Annotated in this window: 30 protein-coding genes, 2 riboswitches and 1 other annotated feature; of the genes, 1 reads left to right on the top strand and 29 read right to left on the bottom strand. The window is 41.3% G+C overall.

Annotation, left to right across the window (positions count from 1 at the left end):
* Nucleotides 1-2: 2 nt before the first annotated feature.
* The 6 genes from NC238_04565 to NC238_04540 all read right to left on the bottom strand — a co-directional run bounded on the left by NC238_04565 (nt 3) and on the right by NC238_04540 (nt 3190).
* A complete protein-coding gene (locus NC238_04565) occupies nt 3-242 on the bottom strand; it encodes a thioredoxin family protein (GenBank protein MCM1565232.1) in 240 nt (79 codons plus the stop codon).
* Between the two features lie 27 nt (nt 243-269).
* Entirely contained in the window at nt 270-971 is a 702-nt protein-coding gene (locus tag NC238_04560; protein ID MCM1565231.1) for a sulfite exporter TauE/SafE family protein, read from the bottom strand.
* Nucleotides 971-1528, bottom strand: a complete 558-nt coding sequence (locus tag NC238_04555; protein MCM1565230.1) for a thioredoxin family protein — start codon at nt 1526-1528, stop codon at nt 971-973. Before NC238_04555 ends, NC238_04560 begins: the two co-directional genes overlap by 1 nt.
* On the bottom strand, nt 1521-1784 hold the full coding sequence (locus NC238_04550) for a 4Fe-4S binding protein (GenBank protein ID MCM1565229.1): 264 nt from the start codon (nt 1782-1784) through the stop codon (nt 1521-1523). Before NC238_04550 ends, NC238_04555 begins: the two co-directional genes overlap by 8 nt.
* A gap of 81 nt (nt 1785-1865) precedes the next feature.
* Nucleotides 1866-2867, bottom strand: coding sequence for a permease (locus tag NC238_04545; protein MCM1565228.1), 1002 nt, complete (start codon nt 2865-2867; stop codon nt 1866-1868).
* Between the two features lie 38 nt (nt 2868-2905).
* On the bottom strand, nt 2906-3190 hold the full coding sequence (locus tag NC238_04540) for a metalloregulator ArsR/SmtB family transcription factor (GenBank protein ID MCM1565227.1): 285 nt from the start codon (nt 3188-3190) through the stop codon (nt 2906-2908).
* Nucleotides 3191-3456: 266 nt separating this feature from the next.
* On the opposite strand from NC238_04540, the gene NC238_04535 reads away from it, so the two are divergent.
* Nucleotides 3457-3906, top strand: a complete 450-nt coding sequence (locus NC238_04535; GenBank protein MCM1565226.1) for a hypothetical protein — start codon at nt 3457-3459, stop codon at nt 3904-3906.
* 2 nt (nt 3907-3908) lie between these two features.
* On the opposite strand, the gene NC238_04530 is transcribed toward NC238_04535, so the two are convergent.
* From NC238_04530 to NC238_04420, 23 genes are all read right to left on the bottom strand, one after another.
* The gene (locus tag NC238_04530) at nt 3909-4325 is read right to left on the bottom strand and encodes an MOSC domain-containing protein (protein ID MCM1565225.1); all 417 of its coding nucleotides are present in this window, start codon (nt 4323-4325) and stop codon (nt 3909-3911) included.
* 22 nt (nt 4326-4347) lie between these two features.
* Nucleotides 4348-4884: a permease gene (locus tag NC238_04525; protein ID MCM1565224.1), complete on the bottom strand. Its 537-nt coding sequence runs from the start codon at nt 4882-4884 to the stop codon at nt 4348-4350.
* The gene (locus NC238_04520) at nt 4881-5360 is read right to left on the bottom strand and encodes a permease (GenBank protein ID MCM1565223.1); all 480 of its coding nucleotides are present in this window, start codon (nt 5358-5360) and stop codon (nt 4881-4883) included. The genes NC238_04525 and NC238_04520 overlap by 4 nt, the downstream gene beginning before the upstream one ends.
* A gap of 92 nt (nt 5361-5452) precedes the next feature.
* Nucleotides 5453-5983 carry a DUF6125 family protein gene (locus NC238_04515; GenBank protein ID MCM1565222.1) on the bottom strand — a complete coding sequence of 177 codons (531 nt, stop codon included), beginning with the start codon at nt 5981-5983 and terminating at the stop codon, nt 5453-5455.
* A gap of 160 nt (nt 5984-6143) precedes the next feature.
* Nucleotides 6144-6545, bottom strand: coding sequence for a pyridoxamine 5'-phosphate oxidase family protein (locus NC238_04510; GenBank protein MCM1565221.1), 402 nt, complete (start codon nt 6543-6545; stop codon nt 6144-6146).
* A gap of 99 nt (nt 6546-6644) precedes the next feature.
* Nucleotides 6645-7889, bottom strand: coding sequence for a P-loop NTPase (locus tag NC238_04505; protein MCM1565220.1), 1245 nt, complete (start codon nt 7887-7889; stop codon nt 6645-6647).
* Between the two features lie 79 nt (nt 7890-7968).
* The gene (locus NC238_04500; protein MCM1565219.1) at nt 7969-8832 is read right to left on the bottom strand and encodes an ATP-binding protein; all 864 of its coding nucleotides are present in this window, start codon (nt 8830-8832) and stop codon (nt 7969-7971) included.
* A complete protein-coding gene (locus NC238_04495; GenBank protein ID MCM1565218.1) occupies nt 8810-9667 on the bottom strand; it encodes an ATP-binding protein in 858 nt (285 codons plus the stop codon). The genes NC238_04500 and NC238_04495 overlap by 23 nt, the downstream gene beginning before the upstream one ends.
* A complete protein-coding gene (locus NC238_04490) occupies nt 9667-10035 on the bottom strand; it encodes a NifB/NifX family molybdenum-iron cluster-binding protein (protein ID MCM1565217.1) in 369 nt (122 codons plus the stop codon). The genes NC238_04495 and NC238_04490 overlap by 1 nt, the downstream gene beginning before the upstream one ends.
* A gap of 31 nt (nt 10036-10066) precedes the next feature.
* Nucleotides 10067-10444, bottom strand: a complete 378-nt coding sequence (locus NC238_04485) for a DUF134 domain-containing protein (GenBank protein MCM1565216.1) — start codon at nt 10442-10444, stop codon at nt 10067-10069.
* A gap of 62 nt (nt 10445-10506) precedes the next feature.
* Nucleotides 10507-10755: a DUF5320 domain-containing protein gene (locus NC238_04480; protein ID MCM1565215.1), complete on the bottom strand. Its 249-nt coding sequence runs from the start codon at nt 10753-10755 to the stop codon at nt 10507-10509.
* Between the two features lie 675 nt (nt 10756-11430).
* Nucleotides 11431-12012, bottom strand: a complete 582-nt coding sequence (locus tag NC238_04475; protein MCM1565214.1) for a hypothetical protein — start codon at nt 12010-12012, stop codon at nt 11431-11433.
* A 438-nt stretch (nt 12013-12450) separates the two neighbouring features.
* Entirely contained in the window at nt 12451-13737 is a 1287-nt protein-coding gene (locus tag NC238_04470) for an IS110 family transposase (protein ID MCM1565213.1), read from the bottom strand.
* 94 nt (nt 13738-13831) lie between these two features.
* Nucleotides 13832-14470 carry a TetR/AcrR family transcriptional regulator gene (locus tag NC238_04465; protein MCM1565212.1) on the bottom strand — a complete coding sequence of 213 codons (639 nt, stop codon included), beginning with the start codon at nt 14468-14470 and terminating at the stop codon, nt 13832-13834.
* A 398-nt stretch (nt 14471-14868) separates the two neighbouring features.
* Nucleotides 14869-16152, bottom strand: a complete 1284-nt coding sequence (locus tag NC238_04460; protein MCM1565211.1) for an ArsB/NhaD family transporter — start codon at nt 16150-16152, stop codon at nt 14869-14871.
* A gap of 260 nt (nt 16153-16412) precedes the next feature.
* Entirely contained in the window at nt 16413-17918 is a 1506-nt protein-coding gene (gene nhaB, locus NC238_04455; GenBank protein ID MCM1565210.1) for a sodium/proton antiporter NhaB, read from the bottom strand.
* A gap of 85 nt (nt 17919-18003) precedes the next feature.
* Nucleotides 18004-18095, bottom strand: a riboswitch (cyclic di-GMP riboswitch).
* Nucleotides 18096-18244: 149 nt separating this feature from the next.
* Nucleotides 18245-18652 carry a hypothetical protein gene (locus tag NC238_04450; protein ID MCM1565209.1) on the bottom strand — a complete coding sequence of 136 codons (408 nt, stop codon included), beginning with the start codon at nt 18650-18652 and terminating at the stop codon, nt 18245-18247.
* A 178-nt stretch (nt 18653-18830) separates the two neighbouring features.
* Complete coding sequence (gene ablB / locus NC238_04445; GenBank protein MCM1565208.1) at nt 18831-19682, bottom strand: putative beta-lysine N-acetyltransferase; 852 nt, start codon at nt 19680-19682, stop codon at nt 18831-18833.
* On the bottom strand, nt 19657-20940 hold the full coding sequence (gene ablA, locus NC238_04440) for a lysine 2,3-aminomutase (protein MCM1565207.1): 1284 nt from the start codon (nt 20938-20940) through the stop codon (nt 19657-19659). Before ablA ends, ablB begins: the two co-directional genes overlap by 26 nt.
* A 143-nt stretch (nt 20941-21083) precedes the next feature.
* Nucleotides 21084-21220, bottom strand: a riboswitch (cyclic di-AMP (ydaO/yuaA leader).
* A 56-nt stretch (nt 21221-21276) separates the two neighbouring features.
* Nucleotides 21277-21329, bottom strand: a sequence feature (sodium ion sensor (DUF1646 type); this cis-regulatory element may regulate processes involved in with the transportation of sodium ions).
* Between the two features lie 131 nt (nt 21330-21460).
* A complete protein-coding gene (locus NC238_04435; GenBank protein MCM1565206.1) occupies nt 21461-22441 on the bottom strand; it encodes a radical SAM protein in 981 nt (326 codons plus the stop codon).
* A gap of 74 nt (nt 22442-22515) precedes the next feature.
* Entirely contained in the window at nt 22516-23283 is a 768-nt protein-coding gene (locus tag NC238_04430; protein ID MCM1565205.1) for a hypothetical protein, read from the bottom strand.
* A 1-nt stretch (nt 23284) separates the two neighbouring features.
* Complete coding sequence (locus NC238_04425) at nt 23285-24478, bottom strand: U32 family peptidase (GenBank protein ID MCM1565204.1); 1194 nt, start codon at nt 24476-24478, stop codon at nt 23285-23287.
* 15 nt (nt 24479-24493) lie between these two features.
* Complete coding sequence (locus NC238_04420) at nt 24494-25954, bottom strand: radical SAM protein (protein MCM1565203.1); 1461 nt, start codon at nt 25952-25954, stop codon at nt 24494-24496.
* Nucleotides 25955-25961 lie beyond the last annotated feature (7 nt).

Raw genomic sequence — 25961 nt, 5'->3', positions numbered from 1 at the left:
CCTTACCTCACAGTTTCTAAAATCTTGACGATTTCTTTTGGCTTTAGAACCTTTCCGAAAGATACCACCTTTTCATCAATAACCAGGGCTGGCGTGGACATCACACCATAGGCCATGATGTCTTGAATATCGGTAACTTTCATTACTTCGGCAGCAACTCCCGCTTCTGCCAAAGCAGCTCTGGTATTTTCAGTAAGAGTAACGCAATTTTTACAGCCTGATCCTAAAATTTTAATAATCACGATCTAAAAACTCCTTCACTAATTTAATTAAAACCCTAAATAAAACATATAAAACGCAATCAATAGAATTATTGTTCCCATTAAGAGCTTTAATACTTTACTTACGGTACCATAGCCATTAGTGGCTGAAAGCTTTTGGACAAAACCAACGGAAGTTCCGGCTATCAGAACTAAAAAGCTATGTCCGACGGAATACAACAAGAGCAGCAGTACTCCCCATAAAAGATTTCCTTCTTTGGCTACGATAGCAAGCAGGACAATCAAGACCGGGGTTGCGCAAGGAGAAGAGAAAAAGCCGCCTAAGATTCCCGCAATAAATGCCCCAATAAATCCTCGTCTGGTATTTTTGCTCAGCGCATGGGTGGAAGGAATGAAGTTAAAGATTTCCCACGTTTGCAACGCCATCAGCAGCATCAGTACGCCGAGCAGCACGTACCACCAGGAACCTGTTGTCTGCAATATCTTCCCTAAAAGAGAAGCCGCTGTCCCCAACGCAGTAAACGTAACCGCCATGCCAACCGCGAAGGTGACAGACAGGCCAAAGGCTTTTTTCGGATTCTGCTTGGCCGTCCCTCCGACATAGCCGATGACAAGCGGTACACTCGCCAGGGCGCAAGGGGTAAAAGAAGTTAAAATCCCTGCCAACAAAGCAAACAAAGGAGCCATCCACATATTTGAGGCGATAGTCAAAGAAATAACTTCCAGCCATTGATTAATCAGTGCCTGCATCACTTAACCCCCATCTCCCGGATGACGTTGAGCAGCTGTTCATTGGTCATACCGCCTTCATGGGTGGTAAAGACATGTTCTTTAGAATCACGCAAAGTATAGAGGTTCATTTGCATGGCATCCGGATCACTGGGGGTATAGGGTTTTCCCTTGGCGTCAATAAAAACCTGAGTCGGGATAACGCGAATGGGATATCCTTCAGCCAACGCCTGATATTTCCAGACATCAACAAATCTAATAATTACTTTTCCTCGTAATTCTTCGTTTAGTTCTTTTAAGACAGGTGCCATTTCTTTGCACGGCACACAGGAATCCGCTCCAAAGTCGATAATAATCGGTATTCCATAGGATTTTAACTGTTCAATGTCCAACTTATCAGTTACATGAAGTGCAAAGTCGGCATTATCTGCTATACCCGGCTGGACTGTTTTCTGAGAACTCTTGACCATCCAAATGCCTGCAACGATGATTACAATGATCAGCGGCACAACAATTTTAGCTATTTTGCTATTTTTCCGGGCACGATCATTAGAATCATTTCCCGTTTGCCTATCCACAGCAGCCACCATTATCATCCGAACAATCGCAGCCGCAGGAATTATTCTGCTTGTTGTTCTCCCCAACATAACTGATCGCTTCTTCAGGACAAAGTGCTCCACAGCCATGACACCCATGAATGCAATTCTCAGGCTGGACTACAACAGGAGTCGGCGCTTTTTGCTGATTATAGACCCCATGCTGGCACTTATCGGTGCAAGCCCCACATTCTATACATTTTTCATAATCAATAACCGGATACCACGTTTTGGACATATTTTTCTCTCCTTTTTTATCTTTATAATAGGTTATTTACTGAGACTTTCCGCTTTTTGATATATTTCTATGCTTGCTTCCCTACATCAACAAATAACCGAAAGCATTGAAGAAATAACCGATAATCAGGATACCTACGGCCACAACCCCTGTGAATACAACTAGAAGTTTTGTTTTAACCACCTTTTTAAGCATGATCATAGAGGGTAGTGACAATGCGGTTACGGCCATCATGAACGATAATGCTGTTCCCAAACCAACGCCCTTGGCTACCAAAGCCTCGGCAATCGGTAACGTTCCAAAAATATCCGCGTACATCGGGATTCCCACTAACGTCGCTAATAAGACAGAATACCATTTGTCCTGACCCAGCAGCAAGGAAATAACATTCTCTGGAATAAAGTTGTGAATTGCAGCCCCAATACCAACACCTATTAGGATATATATCCACACTTTTCTCACAATATCCCTAACTTGATCTTTAGCAAAATCCATTCTTTCCCGGGTTGTCAACTGCTCCTGTTCAACTTCCAGCATTTTATTATTGAAGACAAACGGTTCTACATACTTTTCCAGCTTCGCTTTACTAATCACGGTTCCGCCGATCACGGCCAGAATCAGACCAACCACGACATAGGCAATGGCAGTGGTCCAATTAAAAATACTTGCTATCAAAATCACGGAAGCCAAATCCACCAGAGGAGAAGATATTAAAAATGAGAAGGTAACTCCGATGGGAAGCCCCGCGCTGGTAAAACCAATAAAGAGCGGAATCGAAGAGCAGGAACAAAAAGGTGTAACCGTGCCAAGCAGAGCACCTAAGATATTGGCTGAAATACCGTTAAAGCGTCCCAGTATTTTTTTGGTTCTTTCAGGAGGAAAAAAACTCTGTATATACGAAATCAAGAAAATCAAAACAGAAAGCAAAATAAATATTTTAATCACGTCATAGATAAAAAAGTGGAGTCCTCCGCCTAAGCGGTCCTGGGTACTTAGACCGAATACGTTCTCAACCAGGAGTTTCACCAAATAAGAAAGCCATTCCATTCTAAGCAATTGGTCGTTTAACCATTCGAATACCATTTAAGTCACCTTCATTCTGTTTACTTGTTTAAATGCAACTATTTTAGTTTTTTACTGATGTTATCAAAGAAACCGGCAATGCCATCAAGGTTGCTTTCATTGATAGAATACCTCATCCATATACCGTCCCGCCTGCTATTGACCAGACCACTATCGCACAAGATCTTCATATGATAGGAAAGAGTGGATTGAGTTATGTTGAACTCTTCGAGAATTTTGCAGGCACATAGTTCCCCATTGGCTAACATATCATATATTTTTACTCTTGTTTCATCAGATAATGCTTTCATGGCTAAAGCAAAGCTTTTATAATCTGTTTCCAAGAAAACCGCCCCATTTCGTTTATATATATCGATAAATATCAATGTGTTTTATATATTATATTATATATTGATAACTGTCAATGTCTTTAAAAGTCCAAATAAAAAAAAGCTCCCTACACATTCCTTTTGTGCACGGGAACTTGTTCGCTTTTATTACCAACATACGGAATAAATGATTATGCTAATTCCCCATAGTTTGATACATAAAAAGTATTTAAACAGAGAAATATTAAATAATAGATTTTAATATTTGGGGGTACCCAAAAATGAAAGACCCTGTTGGCGCTGCTACCGTTGCAGGAATTATTGGCACAATTATTATGGGCTTCTTATCCTATATCCTTATCGCTTCGGGAATTCCTCTGACATCTCCATGGAATATAGCTGCGGATGTTTTTCTAAGTTGGAGCCAAGTTAATTCCCCTATTGGGATATTCTTAGGAATCGTCGGAACAATGGCTTTGGGCATTGGCACAACAATACTATTAGTTATCGTTATAAAAATGACCGGCAAGGATTTTGCCATTTTAAAAGGTGTCATTGCAGCGAATGCAGTTGGGTTTGCTTCCATGGGGTTTTTTATGCCCTTATTGAATATTGCCCCTCAAATACAATCCCAACCTCTTACCAATCTCTTTGCACTCATAATTTTGACGATCTTTGGCATGATAACATCTTTCATCCTTAAAAAATACGGTATATTTATTAAAAGTTAGTATCAAAGCAATTCTACTGAATCCCCAACCAGGATACGCCCTTCTTTTACAACACGGCCAAAACGTCCTTCCCGACTAACTATATATGGCCTTCCATGCTCTTTGTATTGTTCCTTCCCAACATACATGATTTTCACTTCCGCCTCGCCAAGGCGAACGATCCGTCCAACGAGCAGTTTCTCTAAAGGAACACCGGCAATTGTAACATTTTCCGTATATCCATCCTCTAAGACTTCTTTTTGCTTCTCTTCCGGCACCTTGGTCAAAGCTTCTATAGGGAAAATACTGACTTGCCGGTCCCAATCACCGCCATGGGCATCACCCTCTAGGCCCCATCCTTTTATGATCAACGCTTCCTGTACATCCGACTTAACCGTACCTCTTTCTGGGCTGATATGAATTGACAATACTTTTCCCATGACTCTTCCTCCATGAATATTTCTATATTTGACTTTTAGCCTTTTCAAATATCTGCTTCATTTCTTTTTCATTTAAAGCTTTTTGTGTAATATAAGCAATTAAAGCAATTCCCGGAATATCAATAATAAACCTTGTCAGCATAAATTTCCAACCCATCGCTGATGTTTCAAAAAGCAGCATAGGTATTTTGGTTGTTGACCATGCCCCTATGAAGATAAGCACGTTGGAAAATTTGCTTCCCTTTTTCAGAAGAACCCCAGCAATAGGAAACGCTGCATATAATGGACCTGCTGCCGCAGAACCCAGAAAAAAGGCTAAGGCTACGCCGATAAATCCTGATTTTTCTCCCATAAGTTTGATCATTGTTTCTCTTTGGACCCAAACATCCAGAAGTCCAAGAAGAATAAAGATTGGAGGCAGTACGGACAGCATCTCAAGGGTGTTGCTCCAAGTTATACTTAAAGAACTCTGTCCTATGGAAGGATAAATAACAACAAGACCCAAGTTGATAACTGCCAGAAGAGCAAAAAACTTATAACGGCTTAATAGTTGCTTCATCCCAGCACCACCCCTATCACGATTGCTACCACAAAGGAAAATAGAAACGCTAAAGAATTTCTTAATATCGCAGCCTTTTTACCAAAGTATTTTATTTCCAGAGGTATCGTCACAATACCCACCATCATCAATGTGGAAATGAATACGGCAATTTGCATAAAGCCTGCACCGCTTTTCAAAAGTGCCGCCGCCAAAGGAAAAGCAACAAAGCCCGGTATTAATGTAATTGAACCGACAATAGCGGCAACAACCATTCCAAACCAACCGGACTGTTGGCCGATCAGTTTGGATATAGTATTAGGACTTAGCACTGCCAGCATAATACCAATGATAATAAGAATAGATAAAAACTGCGGCAGTATGTTTTCGAAAGACTTCCAGGCTTTCAACAGGGCCATCTTGGTCTTTTTTTTATCTTTGAGAAACGAAAGCAGGAGAAGTCCTGCTGCCAGAACATAAAGAATAATTGTAAACACGCTTAACCACCCTTTAAATTATGAATTGTCAGATAGAAAATATCTTAAAAATCCTGACGAAATTTAGCCTTTAAAAAATGAAAGAGAAAAACCTATTTGACTTGGTCTATTAAAGTAAATTTCCAGATACAGTTATAATCTATATTCGTGATATCCGGGTGACAACTCAACACTTCCGTTTCAAACCGGTCATCTATAGTTTTAGCGAAAAGACTGTATTCGATAACACCTACAGATTTACACGGAAAATCAGGCAACCCTTTTTTTCTTCTTGCATGCTGGACTCTGCAAGTTTTTACCCGATATACCAAAACACTTTCCTCTTCAACAACAATTTCATCTTCATTCAGGGTGGAATAAAGCCTGAATAAAAGGGCCTTTTTCAATCCGGCAATACCGGAATTCTTTCCAAGTCCGAAAAATTCAATTAATCGCCTTGCTTCAATAACTGTGAACCTTCTCCATGTTTCCCGATCCATCTCAATTGCCATGTCCATACCATACTTTTCTTCGATAGATTGGAACCAAAGTCCATCATGTGCGAGCCAGTTTTTAGCATATATTTTGTTTAGTTCCAACAACTCTTCTTTCGTTAAATCGTTAATCTTATCTGCTTTATGCATGAACGCGAACCTCCAAATGTTATTAATGTATCTATTTGCACCTATATTAACGTATGTACTGCTTTAAGAGCCCGCCAAACGGGCAGGCTCCAATAAATAATATCAATTTGTTTTTAGGTTTAAAAGTTGCATGAGTCATATGTTTATATCGCTGTTATCGTTAAATTTCCTGACCGATATTCGGACCGGGTGAGCAATTAAATATTTTTTCGACCTTTAATACTACCGCTGCCTTCGGCTGCAGAGACGGCATTTTCTCTGCGACCCAGGCCTTGGCGTTATCAAATATTTTACCGGAATCCACAAAGGCTGCTTTTCCTTTGATTTGATAGGATTTTCTGCTTTGCATATCCCAAATACTGACTGCTATTACGGGATTTGTTTCAAGATTTTTCCTGGTCTTATTCATGAAATTGTCAACAATTAACACACTGTCCTCATCCAGAACTTTTACAAAACTCATCGGCATAACATTGGGCGTTCCATCCAATGCGGCTGTGGCTACAGGGAAAACATCTTGTTTGCTGAAGATTCCCTGAATCTCAGAATTAAGTTTTGGCATCTCTCATTCTCCTTACTTTTATACTTTTTTCTCCAGCAACATTTCTTTCCTGTTTTAGGAATAACAAATTGATAGTCAAAACTTTGTCTGAAAACAAAATTAATGTCCGCCGCACTCGTCATGATGCTGGTGTTCATGGCAAACAGAACCTGTAGATTTAAGGTTGCCCTGCAGGTATTGCTCCACAACGGTTTCGGCTTCGCCTGAAGCACCGGTTATGACTTCGATACCCTTTTCATTGAAGATTTCAATGGCTCCTCCTCCCATGCCGCCTGAAATGACTACATTGACTCCCATATCGTTTAAAAAGTTCGGCAAGAATCCGGGCCGGTGTCCGGGGTTCGGTATGGTTTCATTCTTGATAATTTGCTGGTTTTCTGTATCAAAGATTATAAAACCCTCACAGTGTCCAAAATGTTCGGTAACCATTTTTCCTTCACTCGCTACTGCAATTTTCATTTTTGTGTTCCTCCTCCTCTTCTTATCCTGTGCATTGGCTGTATCAACGATGTCCACTCCTAAATCTTCCAAAATGTCCGCTGGCCCGTCAAACCAATTGCCGTCATAAAGCTCAATCATTCCTTTATCACATGCAGCAGCTATTTTGGGATCGATCGGCAGCTTGGCCAGCACATTTAACTGATGCTGTTCGGCTATTTTATCAATCGCACTTTCTCCGAATATTTTATATTCTTTGCCGCATTCCGGGCACATAAAATAGGACATGTTTTCAACAAATCCCAGAATCGGTATTTTCATTGATTTAGCCATTTTAACCGCTTTGGCAACAATCATGGAAACCAGTTCCTGAGGCGAAGCTACGATAATAACACCGTCCAACTTGATGGATTGGAATACTGTCAACGGCACATCGCCCGTACCGGGCGGCATATCGATAAACATGAAATCAACGTCGCCCCAGATCACTTCCGACCAGAACTGTTTAATAACGCCGGAAAGGATCGGCCCCCGCCAAATCACAGGATCAGTTTCATTTTCCAGCAGCAGGTTGATCGACATGAGCTGAATGCCTGTTTTGCTCTTGGCGGGAAACAGACCAAGCTCGCTAGTATCGGGTTTCTGATTAATGCCAAAAGCTTTCGGAATGGACGGGCCTGTGATGTCCGCATCGAGTATGGCGGCCTTATAACCCCTCCTGTTCATGGTCACGGCCAGCATGGAAGTTACCAGTGATTTGCCGACGCCGCCTTTGCCGCTCACAATACCAATCACTTTTTTGATATTGCTCAGTTCATGCGGTTTTGCGGAAAAATCTGCTTTCTCTTTTCTGTCGGCGCATTCATCGCTGCAGGTGTTGCAATTCTGATCACAATTTTCGCTCATTTTACGTTTTCTCCTTATGATTAAGTTATCAATTTATTCTCTGTGGATAGTTATCCTGATTTTCCTTCAAAACTATAGTTTAGCTGTTCATTATCAGTAAGGTTTTATAAAAAACTTTGGTTGCAGCCCGTCCTGCCGGGCAGTCGACATCGACAATACTTTGGCCCCTGTTGATAGCTTTTATGGCTGCATTATCAAATGGAATTTTACCCACGAAAGGCAGCTCCCGTTCCTGGCAAAATGTTTCAATTTTCCGGGCAAGCTCTTTGTTGGTATCATACTTGTTTACACAGACTCCGATTTTCATTTTAAACTTTTCAGCCGTTTTGATGATTCGCTCCATGTCGCTGAGCCCAGACAGCGATGGTTCGGCAACAATCAGGACCATGTCCACTCCGCTCAGCGAAGCGATCACCGGACAGCCGATTCCCGGCGAACCATCGATAACAGCCAGATCAGCGTCAATCGCTTCCTGCTTCAACTGCTTTTTCACCTCTGTCACCAGCTTGCCGGAAGTACCGCTGCCCATCTTAAGCCTGGCTGTGGAAAAGACCCCATCTTCTTTATAAAGCATCAGCTCTCCGGCTACAGTCGGTTGAAGAGAAACCGCCCCTATCGGGCACACTGCTTCACACACGCCGCAGCCTTCGCAGGCATAGGCATCAACCACATATTTGCCGTTGCTTTCATTAATGGCCTCAAAGCAGCAGTTTTGCCTGCAAAAACCGCAACTCTTGCAGGAGTCTTCATTAATAACCGCTTTTCTCATGCCATAATAATCCGATCGCCTGGCCGGTGAAGCGTGAGGCCTGATCAGGTGAAGATTAGGGGCGTCCACATCACAATCAGCATAAGCCCTGGACTCCGCAAGCTTGATAAAAGCACCGGCGATGGTTGTTTTTCCAGTGCCGCCTTTGCCGCTAAGTATCAGAAGCTGTTTCATGCCTAGCCTCCTTCCTTACCGTCTCCAACAGGTTTAGAAACAGGTCTTTGTATTTCGGATGCTTTCTTGAGGCGATCTGTCCATTGGAATTCATGGTACCCAATTTCAAATCAAACGGGATTTTTCCCAGAATTGTAATCTGGTTTTGCAGACAAAAATCTTCGGCAGGGTTTTCTTCTTCCAAACATTTGTTGAGGACAACGCCGAATGGTTTCTGAAAAAGCCTTACGAGTTCGTAAACCATTTCTAAATTATGGACTCCAAAAATGGTTGGCTCCGCTACCAGAAGGCAATAGTCGGCGTCTTTGATACTCTCCATGACCATACAGGCACTCCCTGGAGGACAGTCTATAAAAACATCTTTGTTTTCCTTACGGCTATCCCGTAAAAGCTTTTTAATAACCGGCACCCCTGACGCTTCTCCTATATTCATCATTCCGGACACGACTCGGACATTGCCGGATATCCCGCTTTGGATCAGACCTATTTCCCTTTCTTTTTCCGAAATCGCCTTTTGTGGGCAGAAAAGCAGGCAGCCTCCGCAGGAATGACAAACTTCGCTAAAGACAATTAGCCTATCTTTAATATAAGCCAAAGCGTTAAACTTGCAGAAATCTACACAGGTACGGCAGCCGGTGCACAGTTTTGGGTCAGCATGGGGAAGCTTAACCGCTACCCCTTCGTTTTTTATGTCCTGCGGTTTAAGGAACAGATGCCCGTTGGGTTCTTCCACATCACAGTCGATATAAACAGCAGCCTCCGCTGCTGCCGCTAGATTGACGGAGACAAGGGTCTTGCCCGTGCCTCCTTTGCCGCTTAAGACAGCAATTTTCATTAGTTTCCTCCATGCCGGTGAAAACCGGGGTGAATATCGTCCAGCAAATTCAATTTTCCTTCCTTCAAAGCTTCTATATTATCCCAGATTGAGTTATTGATATTTTTATATAGTTTAATCTCCGTAGCTTTAAGTACTTCCGCCGCATTCTCTCCGCAACGCGGTGTAATGATTGCCTCCGCTCCACTGTCAACAATATTTTGCGCAGCTTTGATTCCTGCCCCGCCCTGGCTGGTAGCGGCGCTGTTATCCAGGAAACTGCTTCCTTCTGTTTCGGTATCGTAAAGGAGAAAGTATGGAGCCCGTCCAAAAGAAATACAAACGCTCGAATCCATCGAATTGTTGTCTACCGGTATAGCGATCTTCATAATCAATCCTCCTGTGGTTAAATTCAACTACTTAGTTTTCTTTGTTATCAGCCCCTGAAAATTCTGCCCAATGGTGCCTGCGGCAGCCCCCGCAACGGCAGGTTTTTTCCGATCCTTCACAAAGCTCGTAATCTCCGCCTTCTATCCGCAGGACTTTTCCGTTCACCAGCGATTCCGCCAGCTTTTTCCGGGCATCGTTATAAATACGCTGAACAGTGGTACGGGCAATATGCATCTGTTCTGCGCACTCTTCCTGCGTAAAACCCTGTATGTCAATGAGCCGTATTGTTTCATATTCATCAACCAGCATTAAGACCAAATCCTCCTGATTGATGACAGCGTTAAGCGGCCCAAAAAGACTGCTTTCCGGCAAGCAGCATACTTTTCTACCTTTTCTTGGTCTTGGCATAATTGGCTTTCCCTCTTTTTGTAAGAAAGTAACAGGAGCGTCCTCCTGCTATTTCTTGTTTATTATTTACTTTCTATTTGTTTGTTGATCGAATGGAGTCTTTTTTCAAGGAGTTCTTTTTGACTTAAAAGCAATTCCTTTCTCGATGAAGAAAGCATCATATCATCCGCCAAATTTCTGCCATAGCCTCTTCTTCGGCCCAAACCAGATCCGTTACCATTTCTGGCAGCATTCACTCCGGTACATAACCCCAAACCTTTACCACTCATTGCTCCGCGGCCTAAAGGACCTGTTCCGTCTCTTCTCGGCATAAGAATTCCCTCCTTTTTTAGTTTCTGACATATGCCCTTTATGATTATAATTATAGGCAGTTTTGAACATATGTCAATAATCTTCTTAGAATCACTTTATCTGCTCTGAATTGTAGAATCTTGTACAAATCCTATTCATAAAAAATCTGCCCAAAAGATTATTTCAGGCAGATACTTTTTTTTAAGATCTTTTCTCAGTTATAAAGAGGTAAAATTAGAAATTCTATTAATGATAATTTCCTCAGAATGGTATCGAATAAACTCTCTATCCTTTGCTAAAATACAACACTTACTTAAAATGCCAATGACAAGAGCAGATACTTGAATACTCCCGAGCGGTGGTCATCTATTTCAGAATACTTTTTCCATTGAATTAAATAATTGTTTTCCAAAATAATCGGGTTTTCTCTTCCTTTAATTGTACCTTTACCTGCATGACTGGTCCATCTCATTATCCCATTTTTTTCTAAACTGTCATTTAAGCAAAAATTCATAATATACTGTATCAGTTCTTTCAGAACCATTCCAATATGAAGGATCATTTGTAAGTAACATTGAGTAGCCCTTTTTGAAATTTGGTAACGCCTTACTTAATAGCTCAATACGTCTTAGATCATTTAGAAAGTCATATTTATCATAACTTTATGCTACTTACTTCTGCTAAAAGTATACGTATTACTCTTTTTTCTTCTTCTCCAGCTTCTTAAATCCGATATAAATCAAAACAATACAGATTACCAGACCAATGATTGCCGGTGCTATAACGGAGCTTCCCGAAGTGCCACCGAATCCCACACTCCAGAACATTTTAGCAATAGCAATAAAAACAAGAACTGATATTCCGAGCCACAGACTGCGTTTCCAGAATGCCATGCCTAAAGCAGTGAGCGATACAGGAATTAAGAGAGAAATCAGGATTTTTGCTGTTCCCCAGTCAACGGTTAAATATTCTTTTTCTATCTGTAGAAACGTTTTCACCTGATCGTTTACAACACTTGGCGTTGGAAACCAGAACATGCTGGTCAATAGCAGGAATACAGTTCCAAAGATCCCGCACCAACTTCTTTTATAAGCAAAAAAACAAAAGGGTATTAAAAACAACGGTCTTATAAACCAGCTCAACTGATTTTGATGACGGGCAAAAACCCAGTTAAAGAAGCTCTCGTTGGTGGATGCCAGAATGATGAACAGGATTGTAAGTACCCCGAAAGCAATTGCTAAAGGCTTATCATAGCGCTTTAATTTCCCATCTTTCATGTCAAATATCTCCCTATCTCAATTTTTGAAATATATCAACGGATTGCTCCGTCAAACGCAGTATCTCTTAAAATGCAATATTTTACATGACTTTCGCCGGTGCTAACCAAAACTCACCCTATCATAACTCACTGGGTCCATGCCCTTACATTCCTTCGTTCTGTTTTATGGATAAAAGCGGAGATAGCGTTTAAGCTTTTTTACTGGGTCATGCCCTAATGGAGATGATCTCCTTATCTCCGCTTTATCGGCATATTTCATGTTTCTTGCTTTGCTGCGTCATAGGCACTCGCTTTATCGGATGTCAAGGGCGGCGCTGCCGTTTATTTACCCTTGACATCCGGCACGAAACCAAAACCCTTGTAACGGACTGCTTAAGCCGTATTAAGGCTTAAGCAGCTTAACTGCGAATCGGGAAAATGAAGCTTGGGTTAATACTTAGGCTGCTTCTTTCATTTGGTTCTTCCTGTACTCGCCAAGCACCAATTCTGCCTTGTATTCTGTTTGCTTTTTCACCAGGTTATATATCACTGTTATTATTTTCTTAGAGATAACAACAAGTGCTTGTTTCTTCTTGAGGGGATTGTTTGCGCGAGTTTTTAGGTATTGGTAAAGTTCTTTCATTTCATTGTTTATGGCAACCATGGTCATGGCCATCCGGTATAAAATGCTCCTCAAGTTTTTCCTCCCGCGCTTTGAAATTGCTGTTCCACTTTTACTCTTGCCGGAGCTGTCCTCAACAAGATTGTATCCGGCCATTTTGCTTATTTGACGCGGATGGTCAAATCTCAACGGATCGCCAATTTCGCCCAGAAAACTTGCTGCACTAACAACCCCTATGCCGGGGATGCCAAGAATTATCTCGCCATATTTTGTCTGAGCTAAGGCTAACTCCATTGCGTTTTCCAGCTGCTCAAGTTGTTTCGTTAATAATTCCAGTTCCTCAATCATTAATTCTAACTTGAGCTTTGCCGATACGGTTCCATACCTTACTCCGATGGAGTTTTTCGCTGTCTCTACAAGCTGTTGTGCCTTTTTTCTGCCTACTGTCTTTTTGACTGCTTTCTTTATCTCCGCAAGTACTCCCTCAACTCCCAATTCAAGTATCAGCTCAGGGAATGGACAGGTCTTTAATATCTGCATGGACGCTTTCCCGTTTAACGGATTCTTGAATACGATTTCTATTTCAGGAAAGTATTCATCCATTACTGCCGTTATGGTGTTTTTTAAGGCGTTATGCCGCTTCATCAGGCTGATCCTTGCGTTTGTTAACACCCTCAATTCCGCGAATATATCCTGGGGCATATATACTTCGTAATACCTGCCGTCACGCACAAGTTTTGCTATGGTTAGCGCATCTTTCTTGTCGCTTTTGGTCTGGCTGTTGTCATCCAGCTCTTTGGCCTTTTTGGTGTGGTATGGATTAACCATGACTACTTTTACTTCATGCACTAGCAGATAGTTTGCCAGTGGTTTCCAATAGTGCCCTGTGGGTTCCATTCCTACGATTACGTTATTGAGTCGTTTGTTCTTGCAATTTGCTTCTATGCTTGCTAATATATTTCCGAAGCCGGTTTTATCGTTCTGGAATTTTAAGGCTTTCCCTAGTTCTATCCCGCGATAATCCACGAACCGTGCCCACTGCGTTTCTTTAGCGATATCTACTCCTACTACCAGTGTTCCAGGTGTTATTGCTTCTAATTTTAGATTGTTACGGTTCTTCATCTGCTTACATCCCCCTGATTTTCTATGTTTTTTGTGCGTTTGTCAGGCACACTTAAATCATAGCAGGGGGTTGTTTATTTCTCAAAGATCATTTTCATTCATTACAGGAATGCTTAATATTATTGCCGCTCATTCCGTACTGAATAAAATCAACATATGAATCAAGATTTGAAAGCATCCTGTCAAGGTCAGAATCTTCATCTCTATCAAATATTTCATCAAAATGTAAAAAAAGATAGCTTAAGATTTTAACCAAAAAATCTCTGGAATACTCTTTTTTTAGGCTGCCAGCCTCAATTGCCTTGTCTATCAATGCGGCAAGAATTTCTTCCGTATCGCCGCCCAGCAGGTCTTTGGCGGCGATGTATATTGGGTTGCCCTGTTCTCTTGAAAACATCCGGCTAAGCTTGTGATATTGGGGTTGCATTGCGGCAAACTCAGCTGCTAGCCGTGCCTGCAGTTTGAAATTATCAAAAATGTTCCCGCCTGCATTTAATTCCGGGTTATGATAAATCTTATCGTTGATAAATTCCCATTTTGTTTTTACTGAGGATTCAAGCAAATATAGATAAAGCGCCTGTTTGTCCTCAAAATGGTAGTAGAACGTCCCCTTGCTGATACCGGCATTTTTGATAATGGTATTTAGCGACGCGTCTTGATAGCTTTTTGCAGTAAATTCATTTAACGCAGCCTCAAGTACCTCTGTTTTTCTTTCAAACGATTTTTCATTCAATACATCACCGATCCTCTATAATGCTTTATAGACCACATGGTCTATAAAAAATAATAGCAGGCATTCCAGGCCTCTGTCAACAAAAACTACATCTAAAAAATATACTACTATAGAAAAAATCTACTCCTTTTGGTGTCATAGCTTTTTGGCCTTTCTCTATAAGGAATTGGCGGTAGTCAATACCAAATAGATGCAAAGCGGCGGCATTCTATTTTCAAAAATGCCGCCGCTCATTCACCGCTATTTTAGCTAAATTGTCATAAAGATGGTATTAATATTATTGTCTTTGATATAAGATTAGGTTTGAAGACTTCTGCTACAAAAATTCTTTCTGACTTAGAACAACTAAATATTCTAAGATGATGCTTTAATAAGAAAAGTGCTCAATAGTATTATACTTAAAACAAGTAAACAAAGTAGACATACACTGAGGCTATTACTATCGAAAGTAACATTAAAGGAAAACCCAGTTTAAAAAACATTTTAAACGTAATTGAAAAACCCTGCTTTTCCGCAAGCCCGGCAACGATCACATTAGCGGATGCCCCGATTAAAGTCCCATTTCCTCCCAAACAAGCCCCTAATGAAAGCGCCCACCATAATGGTCTTAGGTTTTCTATCCCGCCCATTTCCCCTATCTTTTGAATCAAAGGAATCATGGTGGCAACAAAGGGGATGTTATCTACAAATGCTGAAGCAATAGCAGACAACCATAGAACGGACATCGTCGTTAATGGTAACGAACCACCGGTAGCATCCAGTGCCTTTTTCGCAATCCATTCAATAATCCCTACATGCCCTAAAGCCCCGACCAGTACAAACAGTCCGGCAAAGAAAAAGATAGTTGGCCATTCGACTGACAAAAGGATATCTTCCGGCTCCTCACGGGTGATTAATAATAAAAGGCTGGCACCAGCCAACGCGATCGTCGCGGATTCCAGATGCAACATACCATGCAGCATAAAACCTATTATTGTAACAGCAAGCACAACTAAGCATTTGCGCAAAAGAAGGTGATCCTTGATCGCTCGACTTTCATCCAAGGACATAATTTTTACTTTTTTATTATCATCCACACGTAACGATTTCCGATAAATAAATTTCAAAGCAACCATCGTCGCTATAAAGATTATTACAATAGCCCCACCTAGATTAAGGATAAAATCGACAAAGGTAAGGCCTGTGGCGCTGCCGATCATAATGTTCGGCGGATCACCAATTAACGTAGCCGTTCCCCCAATATTTGAGGCAATAACTTGCGTAAGCAAAAATGGAATAGGATTTATATCGAGTTTTTCAGTTATCGAAAATGTAACAGGGACCATAAGCATTACCGTCGTCACATTATCCAGAAACGCAGATGCGATTGCTGTTAGAATTGCCAAGAACAGCATAATCAGCCATGGATCTCCCTTTGCCAGCTTCGCCGCTTTTAAGGCCAGGAATTCAAACACACCTGTGCGACGGGTAATGCCGACGATGATCATCATCCCAATGAGTAAACCTATGGTGTTAAAATCTATTGCTCCAATTGCTTCCTCTTGGTTTAGAATGCCTATTAAAATGACAAGGGCACTCCCGACCAAAGCGACCACCGTTCTATGTATTTTCTCGCTTATTATAAAAGCATAGGTGGTTAAAAAAATTACCGCTGCAACTATAACTTGAGTATTATGTGACATCTTTCTCCTCCACTTTTAGATAAAAAAAGCGGAAAGCATCAATAAAGACTTCCCACCCCAAAAGTTAACATCCTTGAGCACTAATCAGTATGGTTGCTTTAACACGTTTTAATTCATTTCAATGCGCTTTACCAAGAGCTTACAGACAACTCGACCTAACGAAAGAATATTGCATATTGTCATTTGTGTCAAGAGCTGAAAACATGCGATAAACCCTGCTCTGCTCTTGCTTACAACTAAAGAAGAACCTGAAGAAGATGTTACAACAGGTACATTGTTGCCAGCAGACCTGTAAGAGTCATAACGACGGCGTAAGGCAGAGCCAGCTTTACCATTTCCAAGTAAGACAGGCGAATCAGCGGAGCTAGAGCGGAAGTCAAGATGAACAGAAACGCCGCCTGACCGTTTGGTGTGGCAACGGAAGGGATATTTGTACCCATGTTAATGGCAACTGCCAGCTTGTTGTACTGCTCCAGCGCAATGCCTCCGGCTTCAAACGCTTGCTGTGTTTCAGTCATATATACCGTAGCGACAAAAACGTTGTCACTGATTGCCGAAAGGACACCATTGGCCGCAAAAAAAGCGACCAGCTGATTTTGTCCTTCCATGTTCAGTACCCATTGAATAATCGGCGTAAACAAATGCTGGTCATGAATAACCGCAACGACGGCAAAAAATATGACCAGCAGCGCAGTAAACGGCAGTGCTTCTTCAAACGCATGACCAATGCGCTTTTCTTCAGTAACCCCGTTGAAAGCGGTAAGCAGGATAATAATCATCAGACCAATAATACCTACTTCCGCCAGGTGCAGTGCCAAGGAGAAGATCAGCAGAACGCCGCACAAAGCCATAACAATCAGGCGTACACGTCCGCGCATATTCCTGGCGGCATCTTTGACTTTTACATCATCTTCCATAACCTTTCGCACAGACTCAGGAAGCTGGTAGCCGTACCCCCAGAAATTGGTAACTTCAAGGATAATGGCGGTCAGAAGACCAACAATCAATACCGGGATAGACACAGGGGCACATTGTATAAAGAAATCTACGAAGTCCCATTTCATAATGGAGCCAATCAACAGGTTCTGCGGTTCACCAACCAGCGTTATTGCTCCGCCCAGCGCAGTGCCCACAGCGCCATGCATCATAAGATTACGCAGAAAACCACGAAACTCGTCCAGGTCCTCATGATATTTCTCATCAACACTATGGTCGTGATTGATGTCATACTTCTCGTATACTTTTTCGCCGGAAGCAAACTTGTGGAAGATGTTATAGAAACCATAGGCCACGGCGATAATCACTGCCGTTACGGTCAGCGCGTCCAAAAACGCGGAAAGAACCGCACCCAGTACAGCGAACAGGAATGAAAGCGCGACTTTAGAGTGTACTTTAGTAAGGATCTTGGAAAACAGGTACACAAGACCTTCTTTCATAAAATAGATCCCAGCAACCATGAACATCAGAAGAAGAATAACCGGCAGGTTTGTTTCAACTTCGTGATAGACCGTTTGAGGGTTGGTAAGTCCAATCACAACGGCTTCGATCGCCAGAAGCCCACCGGCAGGAAGCGGATAACATTTTAACGCCATTGCCAGGGTAAAAATGAATTCGACAATCAACACCCAACCGGTAACATACATACCGGCGGTAACCATCAAAATAGGGTTCAATAACAGAAAAGCAAGAATTGCTCTTTTGTACCAGTCCGGAGCGTGACCCAGAAAATTTGCTCTGAATGCTTGTCCGATGCCCATTTGTTTCATATGTACCATCCTCCCAAGTGAAAATAAAAGACATAAAAAAGAGAGTAATCCAAAATGGAACTACTCCCCCCCAAGAAGTTCAATTACTTGCAGCCTGGCAATCATAGCAACTTACAAGCAGCCTTAGACCCATAGCTTTAGCGTCCTTCACTTTCACGAAGTTTGCACCAACTCGTACAACTTTATATTGTTATTTTTGCTTAAGCTTTTATATTATAACAAATAATTTTTCTTTTGAATACCCTGAATATATCCATTTTATGCTGAATTGTCCAGTTATTTATCTTAAGTATTTTGCTTTTAATATGATCCTTTCGCAAATCAGGCTATCTCTCATCCTTTGGAACATGGAAAAGAAAAGCGACATGGTTAGCTCCACCATTACGTAATTGAACAAAATCTTCTTCCCCTTGACAATCCACACTCGTCAACGTCTTTATTCCGATCTCATCGTCTGAAAGCGTAAATATACCTACTATATATAAATCACCATATTTAACTGTGATTACATCGCCCGTCCCAAGTTCGAGCCGGTCCTTCGTATCGGGGTATAATAAATGAGCCTCAACATTGTTTTTAGCGATAACCCCCATATAGTATTTTTTGCCGCACATAAATTCCCCAAAAGAAATCTCATTCTCTGGATTTTGTATTGCCGCATGGGCATATTCATTTGCTAAACTTGCACGTCCGGATTTAACCGCGTCAAGTATCTGCCTTTTCCATTCTTCCATTAGAAAACCTCCTACTTACCTTAAATACCGAAATATCTTAATAGTAATTATACCAAAAATTAAGTAATGCTCAAACCTTCGTAGTCAAGCTAATTCCTCATTATAGATCATAAAACTTATGAATAAAGGACATTAGCCAGCTATTGATGGTTTCAATGATAGGTTAATGTCCTATAATTTACTTGCTTAATATTTTTACCCAAATATTCATATCTTCAAAACCGCCGCAAATATTGCAGTTGTTAATAAGCCTACCGCGATACATATAGCCCAGCTTGCTTAATGACCGATTAATTCCAAGATTATTAGCCCTTGCAAGGCTATATGATGTAGCAAAACCATTACGTTTCAATTGCGTTTCCAGTTGGAATATTAATTCGCTTAATATGTTTTTTCCACTATACTTCGGATAAGTGGCGCAATCAGTTATTTCAGCATTCATGTGTCGTTTATCTAGAACCGCCGAAGCAATACTAATAATTCCAGCTCCCTCTTCCGCCACCATAAACAATACATAATCCCGCATGACTTCTTGAAGATACTCTCTGCTAAAAATAGGAGTTGGATAGGTTTCAAATACCGTTTGAAAAAGCTGAATCATCTGGGGAATATCGTCCGGAACGGCCTGCCTCATCGTATAGTTTTTATTCTTAGTCAGCTCGAATTTATTGGTATTCTTAACGCAATAATCAATAATTCTGTTTTCTTTCTCCCCATAGAGTGAGTTTTCCCGTTTCTTATCAAGAAAAAACGACATACAGGTTGCATCCTCTCCCTGAAAAAAACCGTCGATAATCCCCTCCGCTACAAATCCGCATTCCTCAAAGATACTAAGATCTTGTTTATGACAATTCGCAATAATTTTACCCAGGTTTTCTTTTTTGGAATAATCAATAATCTCTTTGATTATCAACTCAGACAGAAGAGAATGACTTAATATTTTAAGCCTTTTATTGCGATAATCCACGTACATGTCCACACCCGAAAAGTTTGTATAAAAATTCTTACAGTCGTCTTGTTCTATATTCATGGAAGCCCTCCCTCTTGTTGAGTCTTACGTTTACACTTGGGATCAAACATACTTGTTCATCTCTGTATAACTTTTCTAATCCCCGAGATTCTTTATTCTTGAATTTACCGCACGTGCCGCATTTTTGGCACTGGTGCGTTTTATTCTTTGGTTCTGTATACGCGCAAATCACACCTTCGAAATTTCTAAGAATAACCTTTTCAGGAGAATATGAAATCAAGTATTGTGGATTGACCGGAATCTTCCCTCCACCTCCCGGAGCGTCCACAACAAACTGTGGAATGGCTAACCCTGAGGTATGTCCACGCAGCATTTCCATGATTTCTATTCCCACGGAAACCGGAGTTCTGAAATGCTCTATTCCTTCTGAAAGGTCACACTGATAAAGGTAATATGGTCTGATTCTGGAGCTTACCAGTTTTTGCACCAAATCGCGCATAATATACGAACAATCGTTAATGCCTTTTAGAAGCACCGACTGGTTGCCTAAAGGTATTCCTGCGTCAATCAATTTTTCGCAGGCCTCCCTGGCCTCAGCTGTCAGTTCCTTGGGGTGGTTAAAGTGCGTATTCAGCCAAATTGGATGGTATTTTTTCAGCATTGTGCAGAGCTTATCAGTGATTCTCTGAGGCATGACAACCGGTGTTCTAGTGCCTATGCGAATTATTTCCACGTGTTTAATTTCCCGAATTGATTTTATAATTGCTTCCAGCTTGTCATCAGAGAGACACAATGGATCCCCGCCCGACAAAAGCACATCCCTGACTTCTTTATGCGCTTTAATATAGTTGATTGCCCGTTTGATATTATCCAGGGAAAGCGCCTTATCCTCTTGCCCGGCAAATCGTCTTCTTGTACAGTGGCGGCAATACATTGAACACTGATCAGTGATAAGCAACAGCACACGATCGGGATATCTGTGAGTAAGGCCGGGAACCGGCGAGTCGGCTGTTTCATGCAGCGGGTCACTACAGTCGAACTTGGATATTTTGGTTTCATGAATCGTTGGAATTGCTTGCCGTCTTACCGGGCAATGTTCGTCATTTGGATCCATAAGTGTAGAATAATAGGGTGTTATTGCCATGCGTAATTTTTTTAGACTTACCGCCACTCCCTGACGCTCATCCTGAGTAAGCTTGACCACCTGTTCCAATTGCTCAATCCTTGTGATTCTGTTGGAAATCTGCCACTGCCAGTCCTGCCATTGTTCTTCCGTTACATTTTTATATAAGGGTATATCACTATAATTTCTTTGCATATTATTTAATTCCCCCTTCAGATTCTCATCGAGGATTGTCATCCTCAACATTTGTGGTATACAAAACAAAAAGCTGCAGAGAAGTATCTGCAGCGTATGCCAATAATATATACCTTAACTAAAGGTGTCATTAAGCATATCAATCACCTTCTCTTCCAACGCTTACGAGATTAGCTGACGGATTCGGGTCGAAAGAGCTTAACCCTACCAAAGCAACCGCTTTGGATTCACCCCTATTGTTTGGGTCTCCCGTTCCTTACGGATTCAGCGCATATACTTATTCAGTTTTGGTTATCTGTATAAATAATTAAAGGGCAGACAGCCAAATATATCTTTAGCCTCCCACCCCAGAGCCTGCTTCTCTTGAAAATGGTAAAACCATTCCAACCGAAACTAACTTTATAAAATTCTTTTATTTAGGTAATAATCAAGTTTAGCTTTTTTTATAAGTTAACATAAAGCTATTCGCATGTCAATTTAAACTGTCAATATTTGAATGGTAAAATTGTAGAAAAGAAAGCTATATGGCACAGCATGCAGATGATTTTCCCCTGATACTATAGCCCAAACAACCGCCGATACATTTCTTTTCGTCCCAGAACCTGCATCCGGGGCATTGCTTAAACGGAGGGTTACTGTATCTTTTACTGTCAATCTCACGCAGAAAAAAATCGTTGACATCTTGAACGGTATTAAAGTCTTGTATATTCACACTCAGATAATCTTCAAAAACGAAACATCGGGCGACGCTCAAGTCGGGCCTTATATCCATAACCGGCGAACATATCCCCTTGTGAATCAGATCAAAACCCGAGTAGATGAAATTTACAAGCTGCTCATTTGTAAAGATACACTTGGGCGGATTATTGCAATCAACATGGGGAGAAATTCCGTTTCTATGGCAATCATCTAAAAACTCAGCTAATCCGGCTACAAAACTTTCGTAATGTTCAAGACTGCCTTTCTGATTATTATCTGAGGGTACAGTAATGCTGTATCGGATGGTTTTTAGTTTTAGCCTTTTGCTTTGCTCAATAATATATTGATATTTAAAATTCGGCTCAAAGATATTAATGCCGAGAGTAACCTGGGGTTCGATATTTCTTCTCCGATATTCAAATACAAGGTTTTCTACATTACTTATTGTCTTATTATATAGATACTCACCGATTACATCAGGCCCATTCAAATTAATTAAGAATGAAACTTTATTATCCGCTATAGATCGGCTCAAGGCATGATCAAAAGCAATGGCATTGGTGAAAACCTGGATTCTCCGAAAAAATGGATCATCGATTCCTTGATTCACCCATTTTTCAAAGTTCGGATGCAGTGTCGGCTCCCCCCCAAGCAACCTTAAATCAACATGCGCTGATTTTTTTAAAAAATTAATGATATATTGATAATTATCATCGGAAATATTGACCTTGTTTTTCGGATCACAATTTGCAAAGCAATATGAACATTTCAAGTTGCAGTAATTATTTAACATAATATTCATAGAAACACTCCTCGTAAAAAAAAATATCTTTAAAACATTCCGGACAGTGAAAAGAATAGAAATGATGATTTAATTTATCGAGTAATTACATTTTGAAAGTGCTTTACATTTGTGACGGCAATAGCATTACTCGATCCGGAACTATTACTAGCAGTAACATAAAAAGTTATCGGCTGAACGGTTGTCCCGGCAGGTACATTAAAATATCCAACCCATGCATTTCCGCCGGTATTCGTAAAGGTAATTACTGTTGAATTTAAAGAATTCGTTGCAGTGACGAAAGTGGTGGTCCCGTTTGTTGTTGCTGAAATCTGAATTGTTGTGTTTGGAAATGCGACGGCCTGTACACTTGCAACAACCGATGGGGGCGGCGTCCAATTATTCCAATTGCTATAGTTGGAATAATTGCTGTAAGCGCCCCAATCACCATAATTGCTGTAGTTACTGTAATTAGAATAAGCAGTCCAATTAGAATATTGGCTCCATGTTTCAGTATGATTTTCCCATTGCGTATGGTTTTCCCAAACACCGGTATTAGAGTAATTGGCGTTCCAATTTACATAATTGCCGTAAGTATTGTTGTAGACATCGGTATAAGCGCCGTAATTTCCATAATTGGTCCATCCGGAGTTAGGCCAGGACCATTCCACCCAAGCGAAAGCTTTTTCAGGCTGCAAGGAAAACTTAAGGCCCAAAGCCTTGGAGTATTTTCCCTCCTTGGCTTTGGGCTGATCCTGGTGATTGTTGTCAAGAACCAGGTCTTGAGTTATTGATGTATGAAGGATACTTAGTGAAAGAAAGGCAAACAGCAATTTTTTCAATCTGGAAAATGTTCTTGCCATATCATTCACCTACATCGCAGGACAATGGATCCCCCTGCCCTTTCCCCGCAACATAATTCTCAATCTGTTCCGCATTATTGAAACAATACTTGCATGTGGCCCCGCACTGGGCGGCGCATTGGGGCTTTTTTTCCAGGAAATAATCGAGCTTTGGCAAAAACTCAAATATTTCCTTCATCTTCAGCGTCCCGTACGGATGGAAAACTTTGTTCATAAAACGTGAATTGTAAGTATTATAGAATTCATTCAGGGCATATTCCGGATCGGTCACGCCAAACATGTAGGCCTTTATTTTATTGACCAATTCCGGCTTGGGGTGATCCCTGCCAACCAGCTTGATACTATTAACCCCTATTTTCTCATAATCGGGGATTTCCCAAGGGTAAATAATCCTGTTCAGCACCATTTGAATTGCCGGACTTTTAAAGGTTATCTGATCGCAAATGAATTTAGGGAATTCCCGGAATAACGGACTGCATTTATGAATGTTTTCCTGCTTGCCAAACAAGGCGTAGTGAATATTCTTGGTCGGACAACAAAATATACAGCCCTCATCGGCCATCAACTCCAAGCCAAGATCAGGCAGCAGCTTTTTAAAGGATTCAATAAAAGTAAAATCTTTATTGAGATCGGAAGCAGGAATGATATTGGCGATCCCTAGATTTTCGCTGACATACTTCGCCTGGTTAATTGACCGGATATCCATCATCGTTGAAGCGTTTACTGCCAGCCCGCTGAATTCCTCTTTCAGGAAGTCGGCAAGAAGCTGGCTCCCGACAGTAATACTTCTCACCCCGATATCCGACAGATGCTCGACAAACTGCTTCAGTTGGGGAATATTCGATTCAAAGTCATACAGGGAAACGGTTGAGATATTATTCATCAGATAAATGAACGCTATCCCGTTATCGGAAAGCTTTTTGATATAGGGCTTTAAATCTTCCAGAGTCCGGATTTTGCCGCTGTCTTCCTGCAAATTAACCGACCGGCCATGTTCATGTCCTGATTTTGCATAGGAAGTAACAGGCAAACTGTTATATACGGAGCGGATTTTATACTTCGCCTTATCCTGGCTGTTAAGCCTTATTAATTCCTGAATATATCCATAATCAAACAATAAAGGAACTGAGTAATACAGTTCCTGCGTCTGATTCTTTGGGGGAAATTTTTGTTTTTTCTTAAAGATATTAATCATGAATATCAACCTCTCTTAAATAACGAGAAACTCCTTCAGCTTGTTTTCAGCGTGAGCAGGAGTTTCGATCCGTTTAATCGATTCTTCTAAAATATTTTTCATCATCTTGGCGCTTCTGAATTGATGCCTGAATAAAAAGTTCAAGAATCTCGGGTTATATTTCGGCATATCGTCATAATCAATTTCATTAATAACGCTTATGATATGACTGATCACGTGCTGATGGGTGTAACAATTTTCAGGCTCCGGTTTATTCATGGTCAAATCATACTGGATGTTGTCATTGTAGCAGCCGCTATGACAGCTGAAGAAATAATCACAATCGCCGCAATGCTGCAGCATCCGCCGGGTTCCCTCGCGCCATCTTTTATGGTTGGGATGATTTAAGATATCCTCAACTGATTCCATCTCAAAAATATTCCCGAAAGACACGGCGGCACTCTCCGGCCAGTCCCGGCCGCAATGATAAACCGTACCGTCGGGCTGGGTTGAAAACCAGTAATCCTTCCCGGCGCAATCCGTAAAAGCGCAGGAACCTCCGGCATCCAATGCGGCCATCAGATATCTCTCGCACAGATCCGAATCAGCCGGCCTATAAGTGTCTAAGATCCAATAGTCAAAGAATTTGCAGATTTCCTCCGCAACCATTTTCCCGTCCAGAGTATAGGAATTCATATTTTTATGGGCCGCAAAGATGAGGTTCATCTTGCAGCCCAGGCCTAAGCGTTTAAAGTATTCATATTCATCAATCATTTGGTGAATATTATCTTTCGTGATAATCATGATCGCGCCGCCCAAGACCTCGTTTTTATCTGCCGTGGCAATGGACCGCATTAGCCGATTAGTATTTTTCCGGGTTAAATGATTTGTTAAGCCATCGAAACTGAACCCCGGCCGGATGTTCCACTTCTTTAGCACAGCCGCATTCTCCTCGTTAATAAGCGTCAAATTGGATTGCATGCAAATATTGGCTTTCTTGAATTGCTGCTTAATCATGGCGTTTGCTTCTTCATAAAATTCTTTTCCGATCAGCAAAGGCTCCCCGCCGTGCCATATCCAGGTGCCGACATTCACGTCTTTGAACACTTTTAAAATCTGTCTGACCACTTCCAGCGTGACTTTGTTCCCTTCCGCGTCAAGATCCTTGCGGAACATCACGTCGTAACAATACGGACAATGCAAGTTGCAGGCATGCGTCGTTTTTACGATCAAAGTAGTTTTATCTGGGTAAGTAATATTTTCTGCGGCAGCCATCTTTTTGAAATCGATATCGCCCTCAAAATACTCATTATGCCTTTTTATTTGCTTGAGAGACATGGAGAACATCAAGCTTTTATTGCCGGCAATAACGTCCAGAATCTCCCCGGAACCCATGCCGGGCATAATTTCCTGGTAAACTGAGCTGCGCAGCTCCCTTTCGTATTTGTTGTTGAATTTCCGGAACTGATACAATTCATCTTTGGCTATTAAATTCATAAGCATA

This window comes from Dehalobacter sp. (assembly GCA_023667845.1).
In the GTDB taxonomy this organism is placed as follows: Bacteria; Bacillota; Desulfitobacteriia; order Desulfitobacteriales; family Syntrophobotulaceae; genus Dehalobacter.
The sequence above is the reverse complement of the archived record's forward strand: the minus strand, read 5'-3'. Positions and strand labels throughout refer to the sequence as shown.